Annotated in this window: 25 protein-coding genes and 2 pseudogenes; 6 read left to right on the top strand and 21 right to left on the bottom strand. The window is 69.8% G+C overall.

The window, feature by feature from the left end; translation table 11 throughout:
- From ACFC8N_RS26190 to ACFC8N_RS26205, 4 genes and pseudogenes are all read right to left on the bottom strand, one after another.
- On the bottom strand, nucleotides 1–383 hold a 383-nt coding region (locus tag ACFC8N_RS26190; RefSeq protein ID WP_376290257.1), incomplete at its 3' end, for a protein kinase.
- 583 nt (nucleotides 384–966) lie between these two features.
- A pseudogene (locus ACFC8N_RS26195) lies at nucleotides 967–1,274 on the bottom strand (allantoin permease); the annotation flags it as partial.
- A gap of 298 nt (nucleotides 1,275–1,572) precedes the next feature.
- Nucleotides 1,573–2,646 carry a carbohydrate kinase gene (locus ACFC8N_RS26200; protein WP_376290260.1) on the bottom strand — a complete coding sequence of 358 codons (1,074 nt, stop codon included), beginning with the start codon at nucleotides 2,644–2,646 and terminating at the stop codon, nucleotides 1,573–1,575.
- The gene (locus tag ACFC8N_RS26205) at nucleotides 2,639–3,697 is read right to left on the bottom strand and encodes a LacI family DNA-binding transcriptional regulator (RefSeq protein WP_376290263.1); all 1,059 of its coding nucleotides are present in this window, start codon (nucleotides 3,695–3,697) and stop codon (nucleotides 2,639–2,641) included. Before ACFC8N_RS26205 ends, ACFC8N_RS26200 begins: the two co-directional genes overlap by 8 nt.
- A 149-nt stretch (nucleotides 3,698–3,846) precedes the next feature.
- Between ACFC8N_RS26205 and ACFC8N_RS26210 the strand changes: the two genes are divergently transcribed.
- The 4 genes from ACFC8N_RS26210 to ACFC8N_RS26225 all read left to right on the top strand — a co-directional run bounded on the left by ACFC8N_RS26210 (nucleotide 3,847) and on the right by ACFC8N_RS26225 (nucleotide 7,945).
- Nucleotides 3,847–4,974, top strand: coding sequence for a substrate-binding domain-containing protein (locus tag ACFC8N_RS26210; protein WP_376290265.1), 1,128 nt, complete (start codon nucleotides 3,847–3,849; stop codon nucleotides 4,972–4,974).
- Between the two features lie 129 nt (nucleotides 4,975–5,103).
- Nucleotides 5,104–6,138 carry an ABC transporter permease gene (locus ACFC8N_RS26215; RefSeq protein WP_356030693.1) on the top strand — a complete coding sequence of 345 codons (1,035 nt, stop codon included), beginning with the start codon at nucleotides 5,104–5,106 and terminating at the stop codon, nucleotides 6,136–6,138.
- Nucleotides 6,135–6,917 carry an ATP-binding cassette domain-containing protein gene (locus ACFC8N_RS26220; protein WP_356030694.1) on the top strand — a complete coding sequence of 261 codons (783 nt, stop codon included), beginning with the start codon at nucleotides 6,135–6,137 and terminating at the stop codon, nucleotides 6,915–6,917. Before ACFC8N_RS26215 ends, ACFC8N_RS26220 begins: the two co-directional genes overlap by 4 nt.
- Nucleotides 6,918–6,934: 17 nt before the next feature.
- Nucleotides 6,935–7,945, top strand: coding sequence for an aldose 1-epimerase (locus ACFC8N_RS26225; protein ID WP_376290267.1), 1,011 nt, complete (start codon nucleotides 6,935–6,937; stop codon nucleotides 7,943–7,945).
- A 392-nt stretch (nucleotides 7,946–8,337) separates the two neighbouring features.
- Here the strand turns inward: ACFC8N_RS26225 and ACFC8N_RS26230 are convergent, their stop codons facing one another.
- From ACFC8N_RS26230 to ACFC8N_RS26250, 5 genes are all read right to left on the bottom strand, one after another.
- The gene (locus ACFC8N_RS26230) at nucleotides 8,338–9,198 is read right to left on the bottom strand and encodes an alpha/beta fold hydrolase (RefSeq protein WP_376290269.1); all 861 of its coding nucleotides are present in this window, start codon (nucleotides 9,196–9,198) and stop codon (nucleotides 8,338–8,340) included.
- A 294-nt stretch (nucleotides 9,199–9,492) separates the two neighbouring features.
- Nucleotides 9,493–10,089 carry a creatininase family protein gene (locus ACFC8N_RS26235; protein WP_376290663.1) on the bottom strand — a complete coding sequence of 199 codons (597 nt, stop codon included), beginning with the start codon at nucleotides 10,087–10,089 and terminating at the stop codon, nucleotides 9,493–9,495.
- Nucleotides 10,086–11,162, bottom strand: coding sequence for an alpha/beta fold hydrolase (locus ACFC8N_RS26240; protein WP_376290271.1), 1,077 nt, complete (start codon nucleotides 11,160–11,162; stop codon nucleotides 10,086–10,088). The genes ACFC8N_RS26235 and ACFC8N_RS26240 overlap by 4 nt, the downstream gene beginning before the upstream one ends.
- A 361-nt stretch (nucleotides 11,163–11,523) precedes the next feature.
- The gene (locus ACFC8N_RS26245) at nucleotides 11,524–11,901 is read right to left on the bottom strand and encodes a hypothetical protein (RefSeq protein ID WP_376290274.1); all 378 of its coding nucleotides are present in this window, start codon (nucleotides 11,899–11,901) and stop codon (nucleotides 11,524–11,526) included.
- Nucleotides 11,902–12,049: 148 nt separating this feature from the next.
- Nucleotides 12,050–12,538, bottom strand: a complete 489-nt coding sequence (locus tag ACFC8N_RS26250) for a TetR/AcrR family transcriptional regulator (RefSeq protein ID WP_362819927.1) — start codon at nucleotides 12,536–12,538, stop codon at nucleotides 12,050–12,052.
- A 499-nt stretch (nucleotides 12,539–13,037) separates the two neighbouring features.
- Between ACFC8N_RS26250 and ACFC8N_RS26255 the strand changes: the two genes are divergently transcribed.
- Nucleotides 13,038–14,480 (top strand): aldehyde dehydrogenase, encoded by a 1,443-nt coding sequence (locus ACFC8N_RS26255; protein ID WP_376290276.1) that lies wholly within the window; start codon nucleotides 13,038–13,040, stop codon nucleotides 14,478–14,480.
- 786 nt (nucleotides 14,481–15,266) lie between these two features.
- Here the strand turns inward: ACFC8N_RS26255 and ACFC8N_RS26260 are convergent.
- The 4 genes and pseudogenes from ACFC8N_RS26260 to ACFC8N_RS26275 form a co-directional block, all read right to left on the bottom strand.
- Nucleotides 15,267–15,830, bottom strand: a complete 564-nt coding sequence (locus ACFC8N_RS26260) for a CGNR zinc finger domain-containing protein (RefSeq protein WP_376290277.1) — start codon at nucleotides 15,828–15,830, stop codon at nucleotides 15,267–15,269.
- 151 nt (nucleotides 15,831–15,981) lie between these two features.
- Nucleotides 15,982–16,322: pseudogene (locus ACFC8N_RS26265) on the bottom strand (ATP-binding cassette domain-containing protein); the annotation flags it as partial.
- Between the two features lie 112 nt (nucleotides 16,323–16,434).
- Nucleotides 16,435–16,863 carry a hypothetical protein gene (locus ACFC8N_RS26270; protein WP_376290279.1) on the bottom strand — a complete coding sequence of 143 codons (429 nt, stop codon included), beginning with the start codon at nucleotides 16,861–16,863 and terminating at the stop codon, nucleotides 16,435–16,437.
- A 368-nt stretch (nucleotides 16,864–17,231) separates the two neighbouring features.
- The gene (locus ACFC8N_RS26275) at nucleotides 17,232–17,423 is read right to left on the bottom strand and encodes a hypothetical protein (RefSeq protein ID WP_376290281.1); all 192 of its coding nucleotides are present in this window, start codon (nucleotides 17,421–17,423) and stop codon (nucleotides 17,232–17,234) included.
- 197 nt (nucleotides 17,424–17,620) lie between these two features.
- Between ACFC8N_RS26275 and ACFC8N_RS26280 the strand changes: the two genes are divergently transcribed.
- Nucleotides 17,621–18,103, top strand: a complete 483-nt coding sequence (locus ACFC8N_RS26280) for a nuclear transport factor 2 family protein (RefSeq protein ID WP_376290282.1) — start codon at nucleotides 17,621–17,623, stop codon at nucleotides 18,101–18,103.
- A gap of 70 nt (nucleotides 18,104–18,173) precedes the next feature.
- Here ACFC8N_RS26280 and ACFC8N_RS26285 read toward each other — a convergent pair whose 3' ends face one another.
- The 8 genes from ACFC8N_RS26285 to ACFC8N_RS26320 all read right to left on the bottom strand — a co-directional run bounded on the left by ACFC8N_RS26285 (nucleotide 18,174) and on the right by ACFC8N_RS26320 (nucleotide 26,030).
- The gene (locus ACFC8N_RS26285) at nucleotides 18,174–18,632 is read right to left on the bottom strand and encodes an Rrf2 family transcriptional regulator (protein WP_356030708.1); all 459 of its coding nucleotides are present in this window, start codon (nucleotides 18,630–18,632) and stop codon (nucleotides 18,174–18,176) included.
- A 91-nt stretch (nucleotides 18,633–18,723) separates the two neighbouring features.
- A complete protein-coding gene (locus ACFC8N_RS26290; RefSeq protein WP_376290284.1) occupies nucleotides 18,724–19,623 on the bottom strand; it encodes a TauD/TfdA dioxygenase family protein in 900 nt (299 codons plus the stop codon).
- Nucleotides 19,624–19,678: 55 nt separating this feature from the next.
- Entirely contained in the window at nucleotides 19,679–20,047 is a 369-nt protein-coding gene (locus ACFC8N_RS26295) for a 4Fe-4S dicluster domain-containing protein (protein ID WP_376290286.1), read from the bottom strand.
- Nucleotides 20,044–21,666: an FAD-dependent oxidoreductase gene (locus tag ACFC8N_RS26300; RefSeq protein ID WP_376290289.1), complete on the bottom strand. Its 1,623-nt coding sequence runs from the start codon at nucleotides 21,664–21,666 to the stop codon at nucleotides 20,044–20,046. Before ACFC8N_RS26300 ends, ACFC8N_RS26295 begins: the two co-directional genes overlap by 4 nt.
- Nucleotides 21,663–23,027, bottom strand: coding sequence for an LLM class flavin-dependent oxidoreductase (locus ACFC8N_RS26305; protein ID WP_376290291.1), 1,365 nt, complete (start codon nucleotides 23,025–23,027; stop codon nucleotides 21,663–21,665). Before ACFC8N_RS26305 ends, ACFC8N_RS26300 begins: the two co-directional genes overlap by 4 nt.
- Before the next feature lie 111 nt (nucleotides 23,028–23,138).
- Nucleotides 23,139–24,125: an ABC transporter permease gene (locus ACFC8N_RS26310; protein ID WP_376290293.1), complete on the bottom strand. Its 987-nt coding sequence runs from the start codon at nucleotides 24,123–24,125 to the stop codon at nucleotides 23,139–23,141.
- Nucleotides 24,122–24,982 carry an ABC transporter ATP-binding protein gene (locus tag ACFC8N_RS26315; protein WP_376290295.1) on the bottom strand — a complete coding sequence of 287 codons (861 nt, stop codon included), beginning with the start codon at nucleotides 24,980–24,982 and terminating at the stop codon, nucleotides 24,122–24,124. The genes ACFC8N_RS26310 and ACFC8N_RS26315 overlap by 4 nt, the downstream gene beginning before the upstream one ends.
- Before the next feature lie 4 nt (nucleotides 24,983–24,986).
- Entirely contained in the window at nucleotides 24,987–26,030 is a 1,044-nt protein-coding gene (locus tag ACFC8N_RS26320) for an ABC transporter substrate-binding protein (protein WP_376290297.1), read from the bottom strand.
- Between the last annotated feature and the right edge of the window lie 222 nt (nucleotides 26,031–26,252).

A 26,252-nucleotide genomic window follows, 5' to 3' on the forward strand; every position in this document is an offset into this window, starting at 1 on the left:
CGGTGGACGATGCCCCGCTGGTGGGCGGCGGCGAGTCCGTCCGCGGCCTCGGCGGCGATACGGGCCACCCGTTCGGCGGAGAGTGTTCTGTGAGCGGCGAGCAGCCCGGCGAGGCTGCCGCCCTCGACCAGGTCCATCACCAGGAACAGCCGGTTCTCGTACTCGCCGAAGTCACGGACACCGACGACGTGCGGGTGGCTGAGACGGCCGGCGGTCTGGGCCTCCAGGCGGAAGCGGGAGGGCGCAGTCGGGTCGGCATCCTGGGGGAGCAACAATTTCACGGCTACCGGTCTGCTCAGCGTCTCGTCGAAGGCGCGCCAGACCTCCCCCATCGCTCCGCGCCCGAGGGCGTCCCCCAGCCGGTATCGGTCCGCTATCAGCACCGTGTCTCTTCCTCATGCCCGAAGACGTCTTGATCGCGGCAGGCCATGACTCACCGCGGAAGCACGGACGAAGGTGGAAGGGTGCCGCAGCGGCCTTAGCGTACCTGCCCCGCGAGGGCCGCATTCGGGGGTGAGACTCCCTTGACAGGCGCGTGTCTGGTTGTGATGGCGTGCCATTTGTCAGGGCGCGTCGCGGAGTTGTGTGTCGCTGCCGGTTCCCACGAGCTCCACCGTGTCGCCAGGAGATGCGTATCGATCGCGCGTCTGAAACGTGATGGTCTCAAGTGACCTCCTTTGCAAGAGTGTTGACTTTGTGATCACCGCCTGCTGCTGGTGACACTCTTGGCGCGCGGCGCGCTGGAGAAGGTGACCCGGTCATGTGGGGTCAGGGCGCCTGCTCTCCTCGGGAGGTACGCAGGCGCCGTACGCAGGAGCGGGCTGGTTCCCCCCGTGCTGGCCCGCTCCTGCGCCTGTACGGCGGCTCGGGCATTCCGCGTGGCAGTGGCGCCCGAGTCGCCGTCGTGGCGACGAGGACGCTTTTACGCAAACCGGCCGTCGTGCTCCGGCTGTGCCCTAGGTCCGCGGCCGGTAGGACGTGGTTGCCGATCTTGTCCGTGCTCGGACAGGGCGAGCACACGCCGCGTCGTGGGTGGCGCAGGCGGCCGGGTCCGGGCGCTCGTACGGCTGGCGGCAGACGTGGCAGTCGTACGTCGGCGCGCTCGGGTTGCCCTCCGCGGCGAGTAGCGATTCGGCGATGCCGTCGTCGGTGCGGCCCAGGTAGTACTTGCCCTCGGTGACGATCGCCATCAGGGGGATGAGGGCGACGGCGATGACGGCGGCGATGGGGGAGGACGACTGGAGGGTGTCGCCGAGGGCGTGGAAGTGCGTGGCTGGCCGCTTTGCGCAGCTTCCGACCACGACATCCGGAACTTTCGTTCGACGGGTCGGACGGCGTGTCAGGGCCTGGCGATGAGAGGGGCGGTGGCCGGGTCGAAGGTGTCCAGGGCCAGGCGCCACTTCCCCCCGGTGCCCGACCTCCTGCGGCATCCCCGTCTTCTGCCGCCGTCCGGCATGGTGCGCCCACTCCTCGGGCACGTGACCTCAGGGCCACCTCGACGAGGTGCCGCCCCGTCGCACACGTTCCTTACCCGATGCAATGCCCCGCCGGGGATCCTTCGCCGCGTGACCGTCAGCTCTTCACGGACTGCACCGGCTGTGGAGTTGGACTGCCCGTCCCCACCAGGCCGGTGCCATCGGGGAACGTCAGATCCGTCACCTCCAGGGGCGCCTGGGCAGGCAGGTGGGGGCGGGGCAGGGCGGTGGGCGGATCGGCGCCCAGGCGCTCGCAGGTCAGCGCGGAGACGAGGACCGCGTCGTCCACGGCGATCGCCAGCACGTCCGGGTCGGCCGTGGCCAGTGCCTGTGGGGTGTGCAGTCCGTGGCGGAGCAGCGCGCCGACCAGTCCGGCGGTGAAGGCGTCGCCCGCGCCGACGGTGTCCACCACCGCTACCTTCCGGCCGGGCCGGCTCATGCTTCCCGCTCCGGCCCGGAATACGTGGGCACCGTCGGGGCCGTCGGTGATGACGACGAGGAGCGCGCCGAGTTCCAGCCATTGGGCGGCGATCTGCTCGATGGGGATCCCGGGGTAGAGCCACTCGACGTCCTCACGGCTGGCCTTGACCAGGTGGGCGATGCCGACGCTGCGTTCCACGGCCTGCCTCCCGCGTTCCGGATCGCCCAGGAGGGCGCCGCGGACGTTGGGGTCGTAGCTGATCAGCGCCGTACCGCCGGTGCGCAGGCGCTGAACGGCGCAGTGGATGTGCTCCGCGGACGGCGGCGTCCAGGAGGCGACCGAACCGAAGTGCACTACGGCGGTGTCCTGCGGGGTGCAGGCGGTCTCCGCGTCGGTCCACTGCCAGTCCGCGGTGCCGTCCAGGTAGAAGTCGTAACTCGCCCGGCCTTCGGGGTCCGTGGAGACCACGGCAAGCGTGGTGGGTTCGGTGGCGACCGGGGCGTAGGACAGGTCGATGCCCTCGGCCTCGGCCTGGTTTCGCAGCATGCGGCCGAAGGCGTTGTCGGCCATGCGGGCCATGAGCGCGGTGCGGTGTCCGAGCCGGGCCAGGCCGATGGCGACGTTGAACGGGCTGCCGCCGGGTCGCGCGCGGTAGTCCCCAGGCACGTCGAGCTGGACCAGATCGATGAGGGCTTCGCCGATCACGGTCACGCTCGGGGACAGCCTCGTCACATGTGTCGGATCAGTCATGGCGCGGTCCTTCGGCTCGGATCTCGCCGGAGCCCCGCTCGATCAGCCGGGTCGGCACGGTGATGGTGCGGGTGGGCGACTCGTCGCCGTCCAGCCTGCGGAAGAGCATCCCGGCGGCTGTCCTGCCCACCTGCTCGACGTCCTGGGCGATGACGGAGATGCCCGGGCTGAGGATGTCGGCCAGGGGGAAGTCGTCGAAGCCCACCTGGGCGACGGTGTCCTGCAGGCCCATTGCGCGCAGCGCGCGGACAGCGCCTATGGTCACGAAGTTCTGGCTGGTGAACAGCGCCGTCGGCGGATCGGGCAGCGACAGGACCTGCTCGGTCGCGGCGATGGCCGCCTCCTCGCTGGACCCGACGTGGCACACGATCTCGTCGTCGTATGCGATGTGCGCGACTTCCAGGGCGTGCCGGTAGCCCTCGAAGCGCTGGGCGGCGGTGGGGATGGAGGCGCGGTCGCCGAGGTAGGCGATGCGGCGGTGGCCGGCCTTCAACAAGTGGTTGACGGCGGCGATGGCGCCCTGCCGGTTCTCGGAGACGACGGCGTCCGCGTCGAGCAGGCCGGCCTCGCGGTCGACGAAGACCATGCGGGTGCCGGTGTGCTGCTCGTTGATGAGATAGCTCTGGTCGCGTCCCGCGGGGACGATCACCAGCCCGTCGACCCGGCGGTCGACGAGCGCCTGGGCCAACTCCCGTTCCCGCGCCGGGTCTTCGTCGAGGCTGCCGACCAGCACCAGCACTCCGCGTTCCCGGGCCACGTTCTCCACGGTGCGGGTCAGGACAGCGGAGAAGGGGTTGGCCGCGTCCTCGACGAGCATGCCGATGGTGGCGGTGCGGCCGTCGCCGCGGCGCAGGCTGCTGGCCGTGAGGTTGGGGCGGTAGCCCAGTTTGTCGGCGGCTTCTCGGACCCTGGCGACGATCGCCGGATCGACGGTGGGGACGCCGTTGAACACGCGCGAGACGGTCTTGATGGCCACTCCGGCCAGCGCCGCGACCTCACGCATGGTGGGGCGGCTGCGGGTGGACCGGGGCGCGGCCTCGCCCTGAGTCATCGTTGTCTCCAACCGGTTGTGCGTTACCTACTCGTTGCCCGCGCATGTCTATCAGCGTCTTGACGGGCTCGTCCATACAGGCCCAGTATCTCGCCCAGTCAACGTTGTCTCAGCGTCGGCCAAGGGACGGCTCCGAAAGGGATCAAGCCATGAACATCTCCACCAGCCAGGTGCCGAGCCGCCGCAGTCGGCGTACCGGAGTGGCCGCGATCGGCGTCAGCGTCTGCCTCGGCGCCACGCTCGCGGCCTGCGGTTCCTCGAACGGAAGCTCCTCCTCGTCCGCCTCGGGCGGCGGCGGCAAGGTGGGTGTCTCGCTGATCCTGAAGACGCTCACCAACCCCTACTTCGTGAGCATGGAGAAGGACGCCAAGACCCAGGCCGCCAAGGACAACGTGAGTCTCACGGTGGCTGCGGGCAACACCGACGGCGACACCCAGACCCAGATCACCGCCATCGACAACGCCATATCCCGCGGTGACAAGGGCATCCTCATCACCACCAACGGCGACGCCGTGAACGCCGCCCTGAACCGGGCCAAGCAGGCCGGCCTGTTCGTGATCGCCCTGGACACCGCGCCCAACCCGGCCAGCGTCGCGAACATCACCTACGCGACCGACAACGAGCAAGCGGGCAAGCTCGACGGCCAGTACGCCGCGGCCGCCCTGAACGGCAAGCCGGCGGTCATCGCCATGCTCGACCTGTTCAACAACCAGGTCGTCTCCGTCGACATCAACCGCGACCACGGCTTCCTGGAAGGCATGGGCATCGACCCCGGCAGCAAGACCGAGAACGGCAAGGAGGCCAAGTCCGGCAAGTACACCGGCGGCAAGGGCGGCAGCTACACGATCGCCTGCCACCAGCCCACCCAGGGCGCCATCGACGGCGGCCGCACCGCGATGGAGAACTGCCTGTCGGCCAACCCGAACATCAACGTCGTCTACGCGATCAACGAACCCGCGGGCGAGGGCGCGTACAACGCGCTGAAGGCGGCCGGCAAGGAGAAGAACGTCGCGATCTACGCGATCGACGGCAGCTGCGCCGGCTTGAAGAACCTCACCAGCGGCGAGTTCGCCGCCGACGCGGTGCAGTACCCGGGCAAGATGGCGTCCCTCGGCGTCGACTCGATCGCCAAGCTGGCCCGTGGCGGCAGCAAGCCCGGCGTGACCGACGGCAAGTCCTTCTACGACACCGGCACCGCTCTCGCCGCCGCAAAGCCCCTCGGCGGCCTGACCGTCCAGTCCCCCTCGCAGGCTGCCTCCGCCTGTTGGGGCAGCTGACCCGGTCCGATCCCGGTGCGCCGCCGGCGGGTACACGCCGGCGGCGCACCCGCACTGCACCACACACGCCCACGAGCCCGTGAGCCCCTATGAAGGCCCGCACGAGGGAAAGAACCGGAAGGACCCCCTGTGACCACCCACGTGGATCCTCAAGCCACACCGGCACCGGCGGAGGAGCTCCTCAACCGGCCCGCCACCCTCACCCAGCGCATCCACTCGGTGCTGCACCGACAGCCCGCACTCAGCCCGGCGATCGTCCTGGTGCTCGCCGCTGTTGTCTTCTCCCTGGTCAACGACCGCTTCTACGCGTTGCAGAACCTCTCGCTCGTCGTCCAGCAGGTAGCCGTCATCGGCTCGCTGGCCGTCGGGCAGACGGTCATCATCCTCACCGCCGGCATCGACCTGTCCATCGGCGCGGTCATGGTGCTCGCCTCGCTGCTGATGTCGAAGCTCGTCGCGGACAACCACTGGCCGGGCGCGGTGGCCCTGCTCGCCGGGGCGGCCGTCGCCATCGCCGCGCAGGCCCTCAACGGACTGCTGGTCACCAAGATCAAGCTGCCGCCGTTCATCGTCACCCTCGGCACCCTCAGCATCTTCACCGCGATCACCCTCATCTACGCCAAGGGTCAGACCATCGCCCTGCAGCCGGGCAACATCCTCATGTGGACGGCCAACACGGTCTCCCTCGGGCAGCTGAACCTGACCAACGGCGTCCTGATCATGATCGCCCTGTACGCGGTGATCGGCTACGCCCTGCGCTACACCGCCTGGGGCCGGCACCTGTACGCCGTGGGCGACGACGTCGAAGCGGCCCGCCTGGCCGGCATCTCCGTCAACAAGGTGCTGCTCAGCGCCTACATGGTCGGCGGTTTCGCCATCGCCGTGGGCGCCTGGATCCTGGTCGGCCGCGTCGGCGGCGGCGACCCCAACAGCGGTCTCAACGCCAACCTGCAGTCCATCACCGCGGTCGTCATCGGCGGCACCAGCCTGTTCGGCGGACGAGGTGTGGTGCTCGGCTCGCTGATCGGTGCCCTCATCGTCCAGGTCTTCGTCAACGGCCTGGCGCTGGCCGGCATCGACCCCAACTACCAAGTCCTCACAGTCGGCATCCTGGTGATCGCGGCTGTCTCCGTCGACCAGTGGATCCGGAGTGTGAAGTCGTGACCACCGCCACCGCCCCCGTCCTCGAAGCCAAGGGCCTGGTCAAGCTCTTCGGTAAGGTCGTCGGCCTGAACGACGTCGATCTCACCCTCCACCCCGGCGAGGTCCTCGCCGTCATCGGCGACAACGGCGCCGGCAAGTCCACGCTGATCAAGTGCCTGTCCGGAGCCCTCGTCCCCGACCAGGGCAGCCTCTTCGTGGGCGGCAAGGAGGTCCACTTCAAACGGCCCCAGGACGCCCGAGAAGCCGGCATCGAGACGGTCTACCAGACCCTCGCCGTCGCCCCCGCGCTGGACATCGCCAGCAACCTGTTCCTCGCCCGGGAGATCCGCCGCAAGGGCGTGCTCGGTTCGGTGTTCCGCATGCTCGACACCAGCGAGATGAAGCGTCAGGCCGCCGACCACATCAAGCGGCTCGGCATCGGCACGCTGCAGAACATCAACCAGGCCGTGGAGACCCTCTCGGGCGGCCAGCGGCAGTGCGTGGCAGTCGCCCGCACGGCGGCCTTCGGCGGCCGCGTGGTGATCCTCGACGAGCCCACCGCCGCCCTCGGCGTCCGCGAGACCGGCCAGGTCCTCAAACTCGTCCGCGACCTGCGCGACCAGGGCCTCGGCATCATCCTCATCAGCCACAACATGCCCAACGTCTTCGAGGTCGCCGACCGCATCCACATCCAGCGACTCGGCGGCTGCGCGGGCGTCATCACCCCGCAGTCGCACTCCATGGAGGACGCCGTGGCCATCATGACGGGCGCGAAGAAGCTCGCCCCCGAAACGAGCTGAGAGGAACACCAGGGGACATGACCGCCGAGTACCGGATCGCCGAGGACCGCCTCGGCGGCGAACCCACCCTTGCCATCTCCGCGCCGGACGACACCGTCCGCGCCGTCCTCGCACTGCGCGGAGCAACCCTGCTGAGCTGGCAGGTCAGGCGCGAAGAGACCGGGCCGCTGAAGGAGCTGACGGACGGCTACCGCGACGAAAAGGAACTCCTCTCCCAGGACGGCGTACGAGCCGGCCTGCTGGCCCCCTTCCCCAACCGCGTCGCCGACGGCCGCTACCGCTACGACGGCCACGGCCACGACCTGCTGCCCAGCCACCATGGCGACCGCACGATCTACCACGGCTTCGCCCGCGAGACACCCTTCGAACTCGTCCACTCCACCACGACGGCCGACTCCGCCCGCCTCCTGCTCCACACCACGAGCATCAGACCGGGCCGATACCCCGGTTACCCGTTCGCCCTCGACCTCGAAGCCGAATTCACCATTACCGACCGCGAGCTGAGTATCGAGATCCGGGCGACGAACGTGGGGGACACCACCGCCCCCTACGCGACGGGCTGGCACCCCTACTTCGCTCTGTCGCACCCCATCGATGACCTGGTCCTGCATGTCCCCGCGCACACCCTGATCCGCACCGACCCATCCCTCATCCCGCTGCCCGGCGATGCCGCCCTGCTTCCACTGGACGACTGCCCCGACATGGACTTCCGGGCACCGAAGCGACTCGGTGACGCGGTCATCGACGCCTGCTACGCGGACCTGGCCCCTGGCCCCGACGGCCGGATCGAGACAGTACTCACCGATCCGGCGACCGGCGAGGAACTGCTGGTATGGCAGTACGGCGGCTTCATGCATGTCTTCACCGGAGACACGCTGGCCCGAGACCGGCGCGCCTCCATCGCCCTTGAACCCGTCGAGACGATGACCAACGCCTTCAACCGCCCCGAACACGTCGCTGCACTTGCCCTGGAACCCGGTCAGCGCCGCGAGTTCGGCTTCGGTGTCGCGTACGCCCCAGGAACCTGACAACGGACGTGCCGACACCTGCGCAGAGTGTCGGCCCGGAAACCGTGCCGCGAGGAAACCGAAGAGGTTCGGCGCCATGGCCGGGTCCGGCGAGGGCGCCTTCTCGAAGAGCGCCTTGTCCTTGAAGGCGCGCTGGATGCCGGCCGGATCGCGGAAGAGGGTGGTGCAGAAGGCCGCTCCGTCACCGTCGGCGCCGGCACCGACCGCGGGCATGTCGACTCCGGTGCGGTACACGTCGGCCGCGCTTGGGTCGGCATCCCGGAGGCCGGTCGGCACACATCGTGCAGCACGAGACCGACCACGACACACACCTGGAAGGTATGTCGGCGACGACCGGGGGGTGGTGTCCGGGCACGGGGGGGATGTGCCGTCACGTGGTGCCCGGGGTGCCGTCAGTGGACGGTGGCGCGGGCGGCTCGCTCGATGACGTCGGCCATCAGGCGGGGGTGGGAGACGGCGACGGAGTGCGAGGCGGCCACCTCGGTGGTGTGGGCGTGAGCCCGCTTGGCCATGAAGCGCTGCACGGCGGGAGGGATGTTGAGGTCCTGGGTTGTGACCACGTCCCAGCTGGGCTTGGTCTTCCAGGCGGCGCTGGTGGCCTTCTCCTCAAGAGCGGCCTGGGCGATCGGGCGCTGTTCGGCCGCCATGAGGGCGGCCTGGGCGGCGGGGACGTCGGCGGCGAACTGGTCGTGGAACTTGCCCTGCTGGATGTACAGGTCGGTGGCGGTGGTGCCGTCGGCCTGCTTGTAGGTGACCGGGTCGAGCGCGGCGGGGAGAGTGGAGCCCGGGTACTTGTTGGTGAGCTCCAGGGCGCTCTCTCCGGGGGCCGGGAGGAAGGCGGCGACGTAGACGAGGGCCTTGACCTGGGGGTCGTTGATGGCGGCCTCGCTGATGACGTCGCCGCCGTAGGAGTGGCCGACGACGATCTCAGGGCCCTTGATGTGGTCGAGGACGGTACGCAGGGCCGCGGAGTCGGAGGCGGGGCCGCGCAGGGGGTTGGCGGCGGCGACGACGGGGTAGCCGTCGGCACGCAGCTGGGCGATGACGCCGTTCCAGCCGGAGCCGTCGGCGAAAGCGCCGTGTTCCAGAACGATGGTCGGCTTGGCGTGTCTGCCGGCTCCGGCGGCCTCGGCGGTCTCGGTCGCGCCGTTGGCCGCACCGCTGAGGGCGAATGCGCCGAGCGCGAGACCCGCTGTGAGCGTCGAGACCACACCCGTCACCACTCGCTTGCGTCCGCTCCTGATGCTCACCACGACAAACCCCTTTCAGGAGGTTTCAGGTATTTCGGCGGTGGAGCGGGGGCGTCCCGACCCAGGCGCGTCACCACCTCGACTGGTGATGACTTTGTCATGACGATTCGTCACCCGTCAAGGCGGTGACGCACATCGTGGATCCGTCGGCCGGCGCGTGCAGCCGGTGACCGTGCGGACACGCAGGACAAAGAGATGAGGCGCCATGAGCGGCGACGACACGCCCCGCGCCACCCACCGGGGCCATGGCAGGCATGCGGAGTCCGTCGAGATCCCTTTCGGTCCCGCAGTCACCGACTACCGCACGACCCACGACGAGGACCAGCAGCGCATCGCGCGGGAGACCAACATCGATGTCGAGGCTTCCGGGCTACGGCCCGGACCGGTGGCCACGTACACCGGCTCGGTGGACTCCGTGGGCAGGATGATCCGCGGCCCGCGGCTCTCGGCCAGGTGCTCGGCGCGGATCGGCTCGGGGAATGCGGCCATCGTCATGGACGTCTCCCGCGTCACCGGCTCCGCTGTCAGCTCGCTCGTCAGGGCGTTGAGGGCGGTCATGTTCCCGCCGCGCCCGTTGACGATCAGGATGCGGGAGAAACCCACCCGGATCACGGAGCGGCGGTTGTCCCGCAGCGGCGCGTGCAACGTGGGCAGGGTGAGTGTGAGGGTGTCGCCGAAGGTCGTGTGGTGCTCCGACAGGCCCGTCGGCACCGACGGCGTGACGTGTGCTCGGAGGCCGGCACCGCGCCCGCCGGCACACCTCCGCGGCCAGGAAGTCGCCCACGCCGGTGGGCAGATGAGAGCCGTGCTGCTCGGTGGCTCCCACGGGCAGCGGCAGGGAGTGACCGACGCGGTCTGTCGGTTGCCGCGTCGGTGGCGGGCGCGGGGGCTCAGAGGTGGTCGGCGTCGACGACGGCCTGGGCGAAGGTGGTGGGTGCTTCCTGCGGCAGGTTGTGCCCGATGTTCGCGATGGTGCGGTGCTCGTAGGGCCCGGTGAAGTGGCTGCGGTAGGTGGTGCCGTCGCCGGGCGGGGTGAAGGGGTCGAGGGCGGGGTCGAGGGTGATGGTCGGAACGTGGATGGAGGGCTGGGCCGCGAGTTGCTTCTCGTAGCGGTCGTAACGGGGTTCGCCCTCGATGAGACCGATGCGCCAGCGGTAGTTGTAGAGGACGATCGCGGCGTAGTCGGGGTTGTGGAAGGCCTGGGCGGTGCGCTGGAAGGTGGCGTCGTCGAAGTTCCAGTTGGGGGAGACGAGGGTCCACACGTAACGGCACAGGGCGATGCGCTCGTCGACGTTCTCCATGGCCTGTTTGCCGCGATCGGTGGCGAAGTACCACTGGTACCACCAGTTGTGCTCGACGGCCGGGGCGGCGGGCGTCAGTTGCGCCTTGAGATTGGTGATGACGTAGCCGGTGGTGGAGACCAGGGACGTGACGCGTTCGGGCCACAGTGCGGCGATGATGTCGGCGGTTCGCGAGCCCCAGTCGAAGCCGGCGAGCACGGCTTTGTCGATCTTGAGGGCGTCCATCAGCGCGATGATGTCCAGGGCGATCGCGGACTGCTCGGCGTTGCGCGGGGTGCGCCGGGACAGGAAGCGGGTGCTGCCGTGGCCGCGCAGGTAGGGGACGATGACGCGGTATCCCAGGTCGGCGAGGAGCGGGGCGACATCGACGTAGCTGTGGATGTCGTACGGCCAACCGTGCAGGAGGATGACCACCGGGCCGTGCGCGGGTCCGGCCTCGGCGTAGCTGATGTCAAGGACACCGGCCTTGATCTGCCTGAGTGTGCGGAAGCCGGTGTGGGTGCCGGGGGCGATGCTGGGCACGGTGGGCGCGGGCGTGCCGCCCGGCTGCCGGGCGGCGGCCGGGCCGGTGGCGGCGGACGCGTTGCTCTGTATGCCGGACAGTGAGACCGCGGCCGCGCCGGCGCCCAGGCCCACGGTCTTGCTGAAAGTACGCCTGTTGATCATCTGAAACCCTCCGTCGTGCGTTCTCCGGTGACCGGTCCGTGAACTCCCGCTCCCGTCCCGAGCGCGAGATCACCGCGGTTCGCGGCGCGATGACCCTCGCACACGGTTCGTCACCTGTCAAACAGGTGACGCAAAAGTGCCCTTCCGTGCTGGGCAGTGGTTCAGAGGCTGTTCCTCCGGTGGCCGGGCCGGCGATACAGACTCTCGTCCGCGACGAAATCGGACACATCCGTCACGGTGTGACGCGGGTGGTGACACCGCTGCCCGGCGCACACCTCGCGTATGACCGGCTCCCGGAGGCGGCACCGCAGGCGGCGGGCCGTGTGGCACACCCGCCGCCCGGAGGGCCGGATCTCCTTCCCTAACCCGCGGCTTCGGGGCTTGAGTCATTCGACTGAGCGTTGCCGTTCGAGGCCCGGCTCCAGAGGCCATGACCGTCCTCCAGGCCGGCCGGTGCGGCGCGGAAGGTGATGCCGAGCTCGGGGAACACGCGGTAGGGGTGGGAGTTGACCGTTCGCGGCGACAGGAAGATGCGCTCGCCGGTCTTCGTTTCCGTCAGGCCGCCGGCGACGGGGTCCGCGATCCGCCGTTCATGCCAGGTCGGTTCGGCCGGTTGAGTGTCCGTGGCGCGCGCGCCCGGCCCCGACACTTTCGGCTGGGCCCAGGCTCGTTCGGACCGGGCGGATACGGCGAGCCTTTCGAAGGGTGCAGCCTTCCCCACGTAGCTGCTGAACAACACCCTTGAACGGCGGCGCCCTTCCGTAGGCGGGTGGGATCACGCCCGACCGGCCGGCGACTGGCTGCTTTCGAGCCGGAATCCGGCGGGGCGCAGTGAATCCCGCACCCGGTGTGCTCGGGGTGTTCCGCTGTTGCAGGGCCTTGAAGTGTCAGGACGTTCCGATGCCGTGCAGCAGGGTGTCGACGACGACGTCCGCCGCCTGGGCGGGGCTCAGATGGGGCATCTGCCGCGACACGAGGTGCATGAGCTGCGGCAGCAGTGCGCTCGCCCACCCTTCCGGCAGGTTGGGGCGGAGCAGGCCTTCGACGGTGGCGCGTTGGAGGAAGGTGTCGACTTCGCGGACGAAGGCGTCGCGGCGTGCGCGGACGGTGTCGTCGGCGACCATGCGGGCCAGATCGACGGGCCAGGTGCGGTTGACGGCGATGATGTTCTCGACGTAGCGGTGCAGGGCGACGGCGACGGGGGCCTCGCGCAGCCGAGCGTCCTCGATGGCTTGCTCGATGGCCGTGAGACGGGACGCGTAGATGGCGGCGAGGAGTTCCTCACGAGAGGCGAAGCGCCGGTAGACGGTACGCCGGTCCACGCCCGCTTCGGCGGCGATGCTCGCGATGCTCGCGCCGGGGTCGGCGGCGAGCATCCGCGCCCCGGTGGTCAGAACGGTTTCCAGATTGCGTGCTGCGTCGGCTCTCACCGCAACAGTCTAGCCGTGAGATGTGAAACCTGAGACGCCTATCGCCGCTCGCATGTGCAACTCTTGGACTTAACCGCTACAGTAGCGGGACAGATGTTGTGGTCATTGCCATCTGATTGAGTCAAGTACGTCGAGCAGGCGGTTTGCGCGCCACCCCTGGCGCCCCGCGCAGAGAGGCGCTCCTTGAGACCGGTGCCGCCCACTCCGCCGACGCCGAGGGCACCGTCCCAGCCGCTTGGGCGCCGAATTGCCGCACTCCACCCGGCCGGCGCCTTCGTCGGGCGCCGTCCCGCGCCCTGCTGGGGTGCGTCTGCAGGCCCCACCCGCACACCCTAAGCGCAGCGCAAATGCGAAGGATCGTGAGATTTTCATCTCGGCAATGTGTATGTAGTTAGATGAAGTGCTACGTTAGTGTGACAGTTGAGGCTCCAAGGAGAGAAAGCGCATGATCATTTACGACCGGCTTTTCATTGGGGGTTCCTGGGTGGAGCCGAGCGACCCGGAGTTGCTCGACATCGTCTCGCCGCACGACCAGTCGGTGGTCGGCCGCGCGGCCCAGGCGCACCCGGCGGACATCGAGCGCGCCGTGGCCGCGGCGCGGGCCTCGTTCGAGGCGGGTGTGTGGCGTTCGACGCCGCCCGCGGAGCGGATCGCGGTCCTGCGGCGGTTCAACGCGCTGCGCGAGGGGAACGCGGAGAAGATCGCGCACCTGATCTCGCTGGAGACCGGTTCGGCGGGATGGTTCACCCGGGCCGGACAGCCCGGCCTCACCCGGCAGGCGAACGCCTACCTGAAGGCGGCGGAGGAGTTCGGCTGGGAGGAGACCCTGGTGCCCTCCGACCCGGCGTCCCCGGTGCGCAGCGTGGTGCGCCGTGAGGCGGTCGGCGTGGTGGCCGCGGTGATCCCGTGGAACTCGCCGTTCTCCTCGGCCACTTCGAAGATCATCCCCGCGCTGGTCGCCGGCAACTCGGTGGTCCTGAAGGTGTCCCCGGAGAACTCGCTGAGCATGGGCTTCCTGGCCGAACTGCTGGAGCGGGTGGACCTGCCCGAGGGCGTGATCAGCGTCCTGCCCGCGGACCGGGAGACCAGTGAGTACCTGGTGTCGCACAAGGAGGTCGACAAGATCGCCTTCACCGGCTCCACGGGGGCCGGCCGCCGCATCGCCTCGATCGCCGGCGAGCAGCTCAAGCGGGTCAGCCTGGAGCTGGGCGGCAAGTCCGCCGCCATCATCCTCCCCGACGCCGACATCGAGAAGGCGGTCGCCGGCGTGAAGTTCGGCTCCCTGCTCAACAACGGCGAGTCGTGCATCGCCCAGACCAGGATCCTGGCTCCGCGCAGCCGGTACGAGGAGGTCGTGGCGGCGCTGAAGGAGCTGGTCGAGTCGCTGAAGGTCGGTGACCCGGGCGCCCCGGACACCTTCATCGGCCCGATGATCCGCCCCGACCAGCAGGAGCGGGTACGCAACTACATCCAGCTCGGCATCGAGGAGGGCGCCCGACTGGTCACCGGCGGCCCGCAGATCCCCGAGGGCCTGGAGAAGGGCAACTACGTCACGCCCACCGTCTTCGCCGACGTGGACAGCTCCATGCGCATCGCGCAGGAGGAGATCTTCGGCCCGGTCCTGGTGGTCATCGCCTACGACGAGGAGGACGACGCCGTCCGCATCGCCAACGACTCCGAGTACGGCCTCTCCGGCGGTGTCTGGTCCTCCGACGAGGAGCACTCCCTGGCGGTCGCCCGCCGTATCCGCACCGGCACCATCACCGTCAACGGCGCCCCCCTCGCCTTCGACGGCCCGTTCGGCGGCTTCAAGGCCAGCGGCATCGGCCGCGAGTACGGCGCGGTCGGCCTCGGCACCTACACCGAGTACAAGACCATCACCCTCTGACCCGACACCGACCACGGACAGATCCGCCGACGGCGGCAGGTGCCCCCGACCACCTGCCGCCGGCGCGGCGTCTCCGGCTGCCCACCGACGGCCGCGACGCCGTCGCCTTCCCCGGCCTTCCGCCGTACGTGCCCCGTCACCACGGGGCCGCGGCCGATTCGGGCCGAGGGCAGTGCCGCTTCCGGCGAACCGCTCGTCGGGCAGTCGGGGCAGGTGGCGCACGGTGTCGCCGAGGAAATGCGGCTCCCGGCCGCCGCCGACGACCTGGGCCGCGTAGTGCCCGGGAGTGTGCCCGCACGCGGGCCCCTCGCCGTCACCACCGTGGCCGGCCCAGTGTCCGGTTCATGGGATTCGCTGACGTGGCGCCGCTGGGCGTCCTCGATGACGGCCATGTCGGCGTAGCCGGCGTTGTTGACGACCGCCTCCAGGCGGCCGAAGGCCTCGACGGCCGTCCGCACCGCCCTCGGCGAGTTCGTTCGGAGACTCGGTGCGCCGGGCGGCGACCAGGTCGTGGGTGCGCCGCGATGACCTGCCACTGCACCGGGTCGGCCGGGACGTACAGGGAGCTCGCGGGCATGCTGGCAGCCGAAGTGGGCGCCGCGTGTTCTCGTAGAGGATGCCCGGCGCCCGGCTCTGAACCGCCTCGCGCTGAGGAACGCCTCGTGGTCCGGCGGAACATGGCGCGGTGCATTCGGACCGCGGCGTCCATCCGGGCGGAAGGGATTCGGTCACCGCGTCGAAGTCCGTCACCCGGAGGCCGGCGTCGCCGCTGTTGAAGGGCAGGGGTCAGCGCGCGGTGGCGGCGGGGGAGGTCTTCTTGCGGGCGCGGTAGGCGGCTGCCTTGATCTTGTTGCCGCAGGATTCCATGCCGCACCACTGCCGCCGCGTGCCCCGGGAACGGTCGATGTAGACCCGCGTGCACTCCGGGTTGCCGCACTCCTTCAGGAGCGGGACGTCCGGGCCGCTGAGCAGTTCGACGGCCTGCCGGGCAACGGTGGCCAGGGCCTGCCCGGGGGTCGCCTCGGTGTGCCGCCCGGCCAGGGTGAGCTGCGGCGTCGCGGGGGTCTTGCGCGCGGCGCCGTTGACCACGGCGAGTGCCTCGCGGTCGAACTCTTCACCCGTCCTGCGGTTGGTGACCAGCCGGTAGAGGGCCTCGCGCACGGCGATCGCCTCCCGGACGTCGTCCTCGTCTCCGGGTGTGATCGTGTCCACGAGTCCGGACTCCAGGTACCAGGCGTTGAGCCGCTCCGGCGCCACGAACATCTCGAACCGGGTCGAGCGCCGGGCGCGAAGTGTGGCCACAAAGTCCAGGGCCAGGTGCCCGCATACGAAGACATGGTTAAGATTCACATCACCATCTTGACAGGTGACTCCAGGGGAAGGCAAGGGTCGTCACCGTTCGGATCGGTGACCGCTCGGGGGAGGTGTGTGCCTGCGATCGTATGGCACCTCGCGCACGGAGCGCAGGTCAGGGCCGGAGACGGTGCCCGGCGGGCGCAGATCAGGACGGGGAACGGGCCGTCGCCTCCTCCTCCCGCTGCACGCGCCCTTGCTCCAGCCGGAGTTCGCGGCCCTGCCACCGCCTCCGCAGCCAGCGGTCGTGGCTCGCGAGGACGATCGCGCTGGAACCCGGACCGAACGCGGCCTCCAGCTCGTCGCACAGGGTGGGGGGCAGGTGGTTGGTGGGCTCGTCGAGCAGCAGCAGTTGGGGCGGGCAGGCCACCAGCAGGGCCAGCGCGAGCCGTCGGCGCTGCCCCACGGGCAGCTCGCCGACCGGTCTGCCCAGGCCTCGCGCAACAGTCCGAGCGAGGTCAACGGCACCTTCTCGGCCCGCTCGACACCCGGCGACTGCTCGACGCGCTCGCGGTGACGCCTCGGTCCTGGTTCGGCAGGCCGGCCCTTCAGGGTGTGGGCTCTCCCGCACCGGGGCGGCGGAGCCAGGACCTGGAGCAGGTCATGCGGCCTGCAGGGGGCCCGCGAAGGACTTGCGCAGGGACGAGGGGGCGGCGACCGGCAGCAGTGCGGCGAGCACCTTGCCCTTGAGCGTGCTTGGCTGCCGCGTCAACTCCACGTCGACCCGGGTCCCCTCACCCTCGGGGGTCATCCGGAAGACCCAACCGCCGCCGGCTCCGAAGAGCTTGGAGTCGAGCGTGGTGATGGTGACCGTGTCGCCGCCCGGCTTCCACTCGTAGCGGGCGCGTTCCCAGGCGGCGGTGGTGCCCTCGGTGACCTCGGCCCAGGTGTCGCCGAGTTCGTGCACCTGGAAGTGCTCGGCGTCGATCGTGGGCCAGGTCCCGGCGCGTGAGGGGCGGAAGTCGGTCAGCACCTCCAGCACGTCCTTCGGGCCGAGCGTGGAGACGAGATGGAACCGTACGACTGCCATGGGCCTTCCTCGCTGAAAGAGTAACTGTTCTGACCGGTGGCGAGAGTGTCATGTGGCCGTTGCCAGTCAAGGTGGTTACTTCGCTGGGTGTCGTCGGCGAGCGAGTGCCGGTGCGGCCGATCGGCTGGGCCGCACGTTCTACCGAACTTGGCTCGACAGCGTGGGCATCGAGCTCGCGGAAGAGTTCGCCGTCAGGGCGGTGCGATCGGCTCGGTTGGGCCCGGGGGCTGCTGACGCCGTGACGGGACGGGGTCGCCGGGCCTGTCCGGCACCTCGGTGAGAGGGTCCGCCGGAGTGGACGCCCGTTCGGGCAATGGCTCGACGGGCGGAGCGAACGTGCCGGTTCGACCGGCCGGTGTGACGGGTGACTACAGCCCGAGGTCGAGCGCCAGGCATGAGTAGTACGTCCACGAGCCTTCGGGGTCGTAGGCGTCTTTCGCGTTGCTCGGTCCGGTCTCGATCTCTTCTGTCATGTCCTCGAAGCGGATGCGCTCGGGGAGCCGGCCGTAGCGTGCGTGCCGGGCTGCGGCTGCCGCGTCCGGCGTGGATTCCTTGCTCATGGCCATTCCCCACTTCCTCGGTCGTGGATGGGGTCCTGCTCGACGGCTGGACGTGATAGCAGCGTGCACCTCCATGCGTCACCTGTCAAGATGGTGACGAATGAGGGTGCGGGCACTGCTCATGTCGTTCCCGTGAGCGCCGGTGCCGGAAGCCGCCTCCCGGCATCCTGCGCGGCACGGGGAAGCCCCGCGTTACCGTGACGGCACCCGTAGAGGGGGACTCCCACTCGCCCTGGAGGCTCGACGTGGCCATGGCCGACGACGTCCGAAGCATCGAGAACCTGATCGCCGAGTACGCGGAACTGGTCGACACGGGCGACCTGCCCGGGCTCGGTCGGCTCTTCGCGGAGGGTGTCTTCATCGGCGGCGCAGGCGCCCGCTTCGAGGGGCGCGCGGCCGTGGAGCAGATGTTCCGGGACCGTACGATCCTGTACGCCGACGGAACACCGCGCACCCACCATGTCACCACCAACGTCCGTGTCGAGGTCGATGAGCAGGCGGGCGCGGCGACGGCGTGCTCGTACGTCACCGTCCTGCAGGCCCTGGACGATCTGCCGCTCCAGGCCGTCGCGGCAGGCCGCTACCGCGACCGCTTCGTACGTGAGGGCGGCCGGTGGCGCTTCGCGGAACGCGCCGTCCACATCCACCTGGTCGGCGACACCAGCCGCCACCTGCGCTGACCGCCCTCGCTGGCCCTACGGCCGTCCGATCACGGCTGCGGCATCCCGGGTGGTGATGCGGCTCAGTGTGTCAGGGGTTTACCCAGGCGCCCGGGGTGTTGGTCAACGCGGATACGTCGGCGGGTAGTTGGGCCGATGCGACGTCGGCGAGCGATACGCCTTCGAGGATTTCGCGCACGTTGGACCGCAACGCGATCCACAGGGGGAGCAGCGACTCGGCGGGGCCGGTGTAGGACAGTTCCGGGGGGCGGACGCCGCGCACCGAGACCAGCGGTCCGTCCACGGTGCGGATGACGTCGGCGATGCTGATGGACTCGGCGGGCCTGGCCAGCCGGTAGCCGCCATTGCCGCCGCGCTGGCTGAGTACGAGTCCGCCGCGGCGCATGTCGTTCAGGATGCTTTCGAGGAATTTGTGCGGAATGTCCTGGGCGGCGGCGATGGCCTCGGCTTTCAGTGGCCCGTCATCCCGTGACGCGGCGAGCTGCAGCGCGGCACGTACCGCGTAGTCCGCCCTGGCTGAGATCCGCATGTGTGCATTATCCCGTACGGCTTCGGTCGGTGTCCGTTGCGGGCCGGCCGCCGGGCAGGGGCGGGTGTCCCTGCCCGGCGGCCCCGGGGGCTCAGGCCGCGGCGGGGGTGTAGTGGGAGGCGTCGTCGCCCTCGATGACGTGGCTGAGGGTGCCGTCGATCCCGGCGGGGACGTCGCCCGCAACGGTCACGCGGTGCAGCAGGCGGGGCAGGTCGCCGTAGTCGTCGGGGGCGTAGTGCTGGGTGATCCGGTTGTCGAACAGGACGAGGTCGCCCGGTGTCCAGGTCACCCGCACGATGTTCTCCGGGCGGGTGACGTACGACTGGAAGATGCGCAGCAGGTCGCGGGAGTCGGACGGGCCGAGACCGACGATGCTCTGGGCGAAGCCGCCGATGAACAGCCCGCGCTCCCCGGTCTCGGGGTGGACGCGGACGACGGGGTGGGCGGTGCGGTACTTCCGGGAGACGAACCGCCTGCGGTGCTCGGCCGCCTTCTCGTTCTTCGGGGCGGCGTAGTCGTAGTCGTTGGTGTGTACGGCCCAGAGCTTGTCGGCCAGCTCGCGTAGCGGCTCGGGCAGGTCCCGGTAGGCGGCGGCCGCGTTGGCGATGAGGGTGTTTCCGCCGTACGGCGGGATCACGATGCTGCGCAGCGTGGACGCCTTCGGGGGTGTACGGACGAAGGTGACGTCGGTGTGCCAGTGGTTGGCGCGGATGCCCTCGTCGCCGTCGACGGGCAGGATGTGCGGCTGGCCGTCGACGGAGGGGACGGTGGGGTGGGCGGTGGTGAGTTCGCCGAAGAGGGAGGCGAAGCGGAGCTGGCCGGCGTCGTCGAGGTTCTGGTCGCGGAAGACGAGCGCCTTGTGTTCCAGGAGCGCGGAGTTGATCTCGGTGACGACGGCGGGGTCGAGGTCGGTCGAGAGATCCACGCCGAGGATCTCGGCGCCGATACGGCCGCCGATCCTGCGGATGTCGAAGCCGATGCTGGTACTCATGTGCGGTGTTCCTTTCAGGAGGCGATCAGCGGGGAGGTGATCGGTCGGGAGGTCATCAGGAGGTGATGGGCAGGGACGGCCCGTTGGACCCCGGTGGTCCGAGGGGAGGGCCGACGGCCCGTAGCGCGCCGGGGGTGCGGCCTCGTCCCCAGCCGATGTGCCGGCGGTAACTGCCGAGCAGGCCGGTACGGTCCAGGTGCTCCTCGTCGCGGGCGATGGAGTCGTCGGGCAGCGGGCGGGTCAGGGGTGCGACGTAGAGCGCGTCGGCCGGGCAGTTCGCCTCGCACTGGAAGCAGGTCTGGCAGTCGTCGCGGCGGGCGAGCACGGGGATGCCGTCCTCGCCGCGGTCGAAGACGTTGGTCGGGCAGACCTTGATGCACTTGTCGCAGGTGATGCAGCGTTCCGCCGAGACCAGCTCGATCATGAGGCCACCTCCAGTGGTGCGGCCGGTGCCGTCGATGCGGTGGACGCGGTCGTCAGGGGCTCGGCGCGGGTCCACACCCGGTCGAGACCACCGGTGACGATGCGGTGGTGCTGCCTGGGGTCCTGGGCCGGGAAGTCGAGCCGCTTGGCCATGCCTCGGGTCTCCGTGCGCGCCAGCGCAGAGGCGTACATCCAGCGGGCATGCGCCGCCATCGCCGCCGCCTGCCGGGCCCGTACGGTGTCTCCGCCGGCGGCGTGCAGGGAGGCGCGCGTCTCCTCCCACACGCTGTCGAGCACCTCCAGCGAGGTGGTGAGCCGGTCGCCGTGGCGCAGGTAGTTCTTCTCGTACGGCAGCACTTCGCCCTGGACCGCGGTGATGACGTCCCGGAAGCCGTTCGCGGGGCCCGGGGTGCCGGTGGGCCGGAGCCCGGCTCCGCCCGCGGCCGCCAGGCGCCTCGTACCGGCGAGGACGCCGAGTGAGCGGGCGTGGCGGGCCGCACCCCGGCCGGCCCAGGTGCCGGAGGAGATGGCCCAGGCGGCGTTGTGGCTGCCGCCGCCGGTGAAACCGCCGCAGATCAGCTCACGGGTCGCCGCGTCCCCGGCCGCATACAGCCCGGGGACGGTGGTGGAGCAGTCGCCGCCGGTGATGCGGATGCCGCCAGTGCCGCGCACGGTGCCCTCGGCGAGGAGCGTGACGGCGAAGTGCTGGGTGAAGGGGTCGATGCCGAGCCGGTCGAAGGTGAGGAAGAAGTTGGGCTGGGCCAGCCGCATCGCCGTGCGGGCCGCCGCGTCCGCCCGGTCGAGGCGGCAGTACACCTTCTCGCTGAGCAGCGCACGCGCGATCACGGACCGGCCGCCCTGGCTGGCAGCACCCTCCAGGACCGTGCCGTCTTCGTGGTAGAAGGTCGCGAAGGAGTAGAACGCCGTCTTGGTGACGGAGGTGCCCTCGGGTGCGATGCCGTACGCGTTGGAGAACTCCATCCCGGACAGCTCGGCGCCCGCCTCGGCGGCGAACAGGGCGCCGTCCCCGGTGTTGACGTTGCAGCCGAGCGCGCCGCTGAGGAAGGCGCAGCCGCCGGTGGCCAGGACGACCGCCCCGGCGCGCACCCGGTAGGGCTGACCGGCCTGGCGTCGATGGCCCCTGGCTCCGGCGACCGCTCCAGAGGGGTCGGTGAACAGTTCGGTGACCGGGCTGTGGTCGAGGATGCGGGCCCCGGCCCGCTGGACACGGATGCGCATCCTGCGCATGTACTCCGGTCCCTGCAGTCCGTTCCTGAGCTGCTTTCCGTCCGGCCCGGTGGGGAAGGGGTAGCGTCCGGCCGCTGCCAGCTCGTTCATGCCCGCGTACGTCTGGACCAGCACCCGGGTCATCCAGCGCCGGTCGGCCAGGAATCCGCCCAGTGCCTCCCGGCTCGCCATGGCCGCCTCCCGCGCGGCGGGCTCCGGGGGGACGTACCAGACGCCGGTTCCGGCGGAGGCGGTGGCACCGCTGGTGCCGCAGTAGCCCTTGTCGGCGAGGACGACGTCCGCTCCGTCCTGGGCCGCTTTGAGCGCGGCCCAGGTGGCTGCGGGGCCGCCGCCGACCACCAGAACGTCCGTGGTGAGGTCGAGTCCGGTCATGCGGGCCGTCCTTGTGCTGCGGGCGTCACGGTGGTCGCGGTCAGCCGGTTGGCGGGGCGGGCCAGGCCGTAGTGCTCGCGCAGGGTGCGGCCGGTGTACTCGGTGCGGAAGAGGCCGCGCCGCTGCAGGATCGGCACGACGTGGTCGACGAAGTCCGCGAGGCCGCCCGGCAGATGGGGCGGCATGATGTTGAAGCCGTCGGCGGCACCCTGGGTGAACCACTCCTGCAGCTGGTCGGCTATCTGCTCGGGGGTGCCGGCGAACACCCGGTGACCGCGGCCGGCGCCGAGCCGGGCGATGAGCTCGCGCAGGGTGAGGCCGTCGCGGCGGGCGAGTTCGGCGACGAGCGTGAAGCGGCTCTTGTTGCCGTTGATGTCCCGCTCCTCGGGCAGCTCGGGCAGCGGTCCGTCCAGCGGCAGCCCCGTCAGGTCGGTGCCGAGCATCCCGGACAGCTGGGCGAGCCCGTACTCGGGCACCTGGAGGTCCGTCAGCTCCTGTTCCAGCGCGCGGGCCTCCGCCGCCGTCGAGCCGATGACGGGGGCGATGCCGGGAAGCACCAGCAACTGGTCCTCGGTACGGCCGTAGCGGGCGAGCCGCGACTTGAGGTCCTTGTAGAAGGCTTGGCCGTCGGCGAGGGTCTGCTGGGCGGTGAAGACGGCCTCGGCGTACTGGGCGGCGAACTCCTTGCCGTCCTCCGACGAACCGGCCTGCACCAGCAGCGGGTAGCCCTGCGGGGTGCGCGGCACGTTCAGCGGGCCCTGCACCCCGAAATACTCCCCGCGGTGGTTGATCTCCCGCACCTTGTCGGTGTCGGCGTAGACACCCCGCTCCCGGTCGAGCAGGATCGCGTCGTCCTCCCAGCTGTCCCACAGCTTGGTGGCGACCTCGACGAACTCCCGCGCCCGCTCGTAGCGCAGCCGGTGTTCCAGGTGCTCGTCCTGCCCGAAGTTGCGGGCCTCGTTCACGGTGCCGGAGGTGACGATGTTCCATCCGGCCCGACCCCCGCTGATGTGGTCCAGGGAGGCGAACTTGCGGGCGGTGTGGAAGGGCTCGTTGAAGGTGGTGGAGACGGTGGCGATCAGGCCGACGTGCTCGGTGACCGCCGCCAGGGCGGACAGCAGGGTGAGCGGTTCGAAGCCGCCGAGCGCGTTGTGCCGGACCTTCCCCCACAGGGCGAGGCCGTCGGCGAGGAAGACGGAGTCGAGCAGGCCGCGCTCGGCGGTCTGCGCGAGCTGCTGGAAATAGCGGAGATCGGTGACCCGTTCGGGCTGGGTACGCGGGTGGCGCCAGGCGGCGTCGTGGTGGCCGGTGTTCATCAGGAAGGCGTTGAGATGCAGGTGTCGGCGGGTGGTCGCGGTCATGGGGTTCCTCGGATCGTGGGCCGTGAGACGCAGCGGGAAGGAGACCGGGGCGGGAGACGAGCGGGACGGTGCGACGGGACCGGGTGGCAGTGAGACGAGCGGCCGGCCGGGTCAGGCGTCGGCCGGTACACGCCAGGAGCTGAGCCGCCGCTCCACGGCCACCAGGAACTGGTTGAAGATCACCCCGATGGCGGAGATCGTGATGATGCCCGCGTACATCTGCGGGATCGCGAAGTTGAACTGGGAGGCGTTGATCAGATAGCCGAGGCCCGCCTTGGCACCGATCATCTCGGCGGCGACCAGCACCAGGATCGACGCAGCTCCGGCCAGCCGAACGCCGGTGAACATCACCGGCACCGAGGCCGGCAGGATGACCTTCTGGAACAGCCGGGGCGCGGACAGATCCATCGACTTCGCCAGCTTCAGCAAGGTCGGGTCGACGTTGCGGACCGCGCTGATGGTGTTGAGCAGGATCGGCCAGGTGCACGCGTACACCACGATGGAGATCTTCGAGGTCTCGCCGATGCCCAGCAGCAGGACGAACACCGGCAGCAGGGCCAGGGCGGCGGTGTTGCGGAACACCTCCAGCAGCGGACCGAGAAGGTCGGCGACCGGCCGGTACCAGCCGATCAGCAGGCCGAGCGGCACGGCGACGGCCACGGCGAGACCGAATCCGCTGAACGAGCGCACGAGGCTGGCGCGGGTGTTGTCGGCGAGCTGACCGTCGGCGGCCAGTCCCCACCAGGCGTGCGCGACCTCGCTGAACGGAGGCAGGAAGGTCCGGTCGACCAGACCCAGTCGCGGTGCGGTCTCCCACAGCAGCAGCAGAGCCACGATCGCGACGGACCTGGTCGCCCCCTTGACCAGCAGGTGAGGCAGTCGGCGGACCGCCCGGCGGAACCGGGTCGCCGTGGAGCGGACCTGACGCACGCTCGACGGCGATGCGTCATGGGGCGCGGACACAGCGGATGTAGCAGACAGTGTGGACGTAGCGGACACTGTGGATGCGGCGGGGGAAACGGTCGGGACGGGCTCGGCGGTGCTCGCCGAGCCCGGCGCCGTGGTCTTCTCGGTTGCCGTGCCGGTTGTGGGGCTCATACGGAAGCCTCCTCCTTCTCCAACTGCTGGGCCCTGGCCACCTCGTCGTGCAGCAGTGACCAGATCTCGTGCCGGTAGCGGGCGAACTCGGGACTGGAGCGGAGGTCGTCCGTCGCCGTACGGGAGCCGAAGGCGACCGGCACGATCTGCTTGATGCGGCCGGGCCTCGATGTCATGACGGCGACGCGCTGTCCCAGGTAGACGGCCTCGTCGATGCCGTGCGTGATGAAGACGACGGTCTTGCCGGTGCGCTGCCAGATGCGCAGCAGTTCGTCCTGCAGTGACTCCCGGGTCTGAGCGTCCAGCGCGGCGAACGGCTCGTCCATCAGGAGTACATCGGGGTCGTAGGCGAGGCTGCGGGCGATCGCCACCCGCTGCCGCATCCCGCCGGACAGCTCATGCGGATGGCGGTCCTCGAACCCGGTCAAGCCGACCAGATCCAGGAACTCCCGGGCGCGTGTGGCCCGTTGGCGCCGTGGGACGCCAGTGGCCTCCAGGCCGAACTCGACATTGCCCTGTGCCGTGCGCCACGGCAGCAGCGCGTACTGCTGGAACACGATGCCCCGGTCCAGGCCCGGGCCGCTGACGGGCTGACCGTCCAGCAGGATCCGTCCGCCGGTGGGTTGTGCGAGGCCGCCGAGCAGTTCCAGAAGCGTGGACTTTCCGCAGCCGCTGGGACCGACCAGGACGACGAACTCGCCGGCCGCTATCTCCAGATCGATGCCGTCGAGGGCGGTGAAACGGGTGGTCTGCCGATCCCCCCTGCGGTCCCTGACGGTGAAGTCCTTCCGTACGCCCGCAAAAACGATCTTGGTCGTCGTGGATCGCGTGGTGGATCGCGTGGTGGATTCCGGCATGGGATCAGCTCCCGCTCTTCGTGGCAGAGGAGGACTTCTGGTTGCCGTTGAACTCATTGGTGTAGAGGTTCGACAACGTGACCTGGCCCTTCTTGATGTCACCGCGGTCGGTCAGCCAGTCGATCCACAGCTGGAGTTCCTTGCCGGTGATCAGGCCGGCCTTCTCGGCGACGCCGTAGGAGCGCCAGTACTTCAGGGGTGCGGTCTCCTCGTTGCGGCCGCGCTTCCTCACGATGTCCGTCATCCGGGCGATGACCTCTTCGTGCGGAGTGGAACGGGACCACTCGATGGCCCGCCCCACGGCGGTGACGAAGGTCCGGGCGGTGTCGGGGTTCTGCTTCAGGAAGCGGTCCGTCATCACGTAGGTGCCTGCGCTGAATGCGCCGAGCAGTTGATAGTCGGTGAACAGCGGGCGGATGCCCCCGGCTGCCAGTGCCTTGTCGCGCAGAATGCCGCCGAGCACGGCCACGTCGATCTGCTTCTGCCGCAGCGTCTGTTCGGTGTTGACCGGTGGAACCACGAGGGGTTCGGCTTTGCCGATCTCCGCCCGGGACAGGCCGCCTCGCTGCAGATAGATGTCGAGCATGGCCTCGTCGTGGGCCCCGAGGGTGTTCATCCCGACCTTCTTGCCGAGCACGTCCCGGGCCGAGCGGATCGGGCTGTCGTTGAGGACGTAGAAGCCGTTGTAGGCGTACTTGTCGGATCCGTAGTAGCTGATGACGGCCTTGATGGGGGCGTGGTTCGCGGCCAGTTTGACAACCGCGCCGTTGAACGCGCCGCCGAAGTCGACCTGCCCCGTGGCCGCGGACTGGATGTCCTGCGGACCACTGATGGTGTTGCCGACCCACTTCAGCTTCACGTCCTCCAGATAGCCGAGATCCTCGGCCAGCTCCGGCAAGGTCACCTGACCCGCCCAGCCCTGATACCGGAGCGTCCTGGTCTGGCCCTTGCCGGAGGCGGCTCCGGCGGTCGTGCCGCAGCTCACGGCCACCGCAGAAAGACCGAGCAGGGAGAGGAACTGGCGTCGGGTCGATGCCGTAGTGGCCATGGAAAGGTCCTGTTCACGCGAATGGGGACTGAGGCGGAATCGATGGCATGAGGAAGCCATGACCGAGAGGGGTGCTCGGCAATTGGGCGCAAGCAAGGCGGACAGCGAAAGGGCAAAGAGATCCGCGAGGAATGCCTGCGAGGAATTCCTGCGAGGAATCAGTCGCCTACGCCGAAAACGGTCGTGGTGGCCGACTGTGAAAACGGAGCGGGAGAGCGGCGC

Origin of the sequence: Streptomyces sp. NPDC055966, assembly GCF_042269865.1 — a bacterium.
Taxonomy (GTDB): Bacteria; Actinomycetota; Actinomycetes; order Streptomycetales; family Streptomycetaceae; genus Streptomyces.

What these genes read in the sequence shown, in the direction of transcription:
- ACFC8N_RS26310 (WP_376290293.1), bottom strand. Translation starts at nt 24,125, where the DNA reads ATGAGCCCCACAACCGGCACGGCAACCGAGAAGACCACGGCGCCGGGC.
- ACFC8N_RS26200 (WP_376290260.1), bottom strand. Translation starts at nt 2,646, where the DNA reads ATGACTGATCCGACACATGTGACGAGGCTGTCCCCGAGCGTGACCGTG.
- ACFC8N_RS26205 (WP_376290263.1), bottom strand. Translation starts at nt 3,697, where the DNA reads ATGACTCAGGGCGAGGCCGCGCCCCGGTCCACCCGCAGCCGCCCCACC.
- ACFC8N_RS26250 (WP_362819927.1), bottom strand. Translation starts at nt 12,538, where the DNA reads ATGCTCGCCGCCGACCCCGGCGCGAGCATCGCGAGCATCGCCGCCGAA.
- ACFC8N_RS26300 (WP_376290289.1), bottom strand. Translation starts at nt 21,666, where the DNA reads ATGACCGGACTCGACCTCACCACGGACGTTCTGGTGGTCGGCGGCGGC.
- ACFC8N_RS26295 (WP_376290286.1), bottom strand. Translation starts at nt 20,047, where the DNA reads ATGATCGAGCTGGTCTCGGCGGAACGCTGCATCACCTGCGACAAGTGC.
- ACFC8N_RS26305 (WP_376290291.1), bottom strand. Translation starts at nt 23,027, where the DNA reads ATGACCGCGACCACCCGCCGACACCTGCATCTCAACGCCTTCCTGATG.
- ACFC8N_RS26285 (WP_356030708.1), bottom strand. Translation starts at nt 18,632, where the DNA reads ATGCGGATCTCAGCCAGGGCGGACTACGCGGTACGTGCCGCGCTGCAG.
- ACFC8N_RS26255 (WP_376290276.1), top strand. Translation starts at nt 13,038, where the DNA reads ATGATCATTTACGACCGGCTTTTCATTGGGGGTTCCTGGGTGGAGCCG.
- ACFC8N_RS26320 (WP_376290297.1), bottom strand. Translation starts at nt 26,030, where the DNA reads ATGGCCACTACGGCATCGACCCGACGCCAGTTCCTCTCCCTGCTCGGT.
- ACFC8N_RS26315 (WP_376290295.1), bottom strand. Translation starts at nt 24,982, where the DNA reads ATGCCGGAATCCACCACGCGATCCACCACGCGATCCACGACGACCAAG.
- ACFC8N_RS26290 (WP_376290284.1), bottom strand. Translation starts at nt 19,623, where the DNA reads ATGAGTACCAGCATCGGCTTCGACATCCGCAGGATCGGCGGCCGTATC.
- ACFC8N_RS26275 (WP_376290281.1), bottom strand. Translation starts at nt 17,423, where the DNA reads ATGAGCAAGGAATCCACGCCGGACGCGGCAGCCGCAGCCCGGCACGCA.
- ACFC8N_RS26240 (WP_376290271.1), bottom strand. Translation starts at nt 11,162, where the DNA reads ATGATCAACAGGCGTACTTTCAGCAAGACCGTGGGCCTGGGCGCCGGC.
- ACFC8N_RS26270 (WP_376290279.1), bottom strand. Translation starts at nt 16,863, where the DNA reads ATGGCAGTCGTACGGTTCCATCTCGTCTCCACGCTCGGCCCGAAGGAC.
- ACFC8N_RS26225 (WP_376290267.1), top strand. Translation starts at nt 6,935, where the DNA reads ATGACCGCCGAGTACCGGATCGCCGAGGACCGCCTCGGCGGCGAACCC.
- ACFC8N_RS26210 (WP_376290265.1), top strand. Translation starts at nt 3,847, where the DNA reads ATGAACATCTCCACCAGCCAGGTGCCGAGCCGCCGCAGTCGGCGTACC.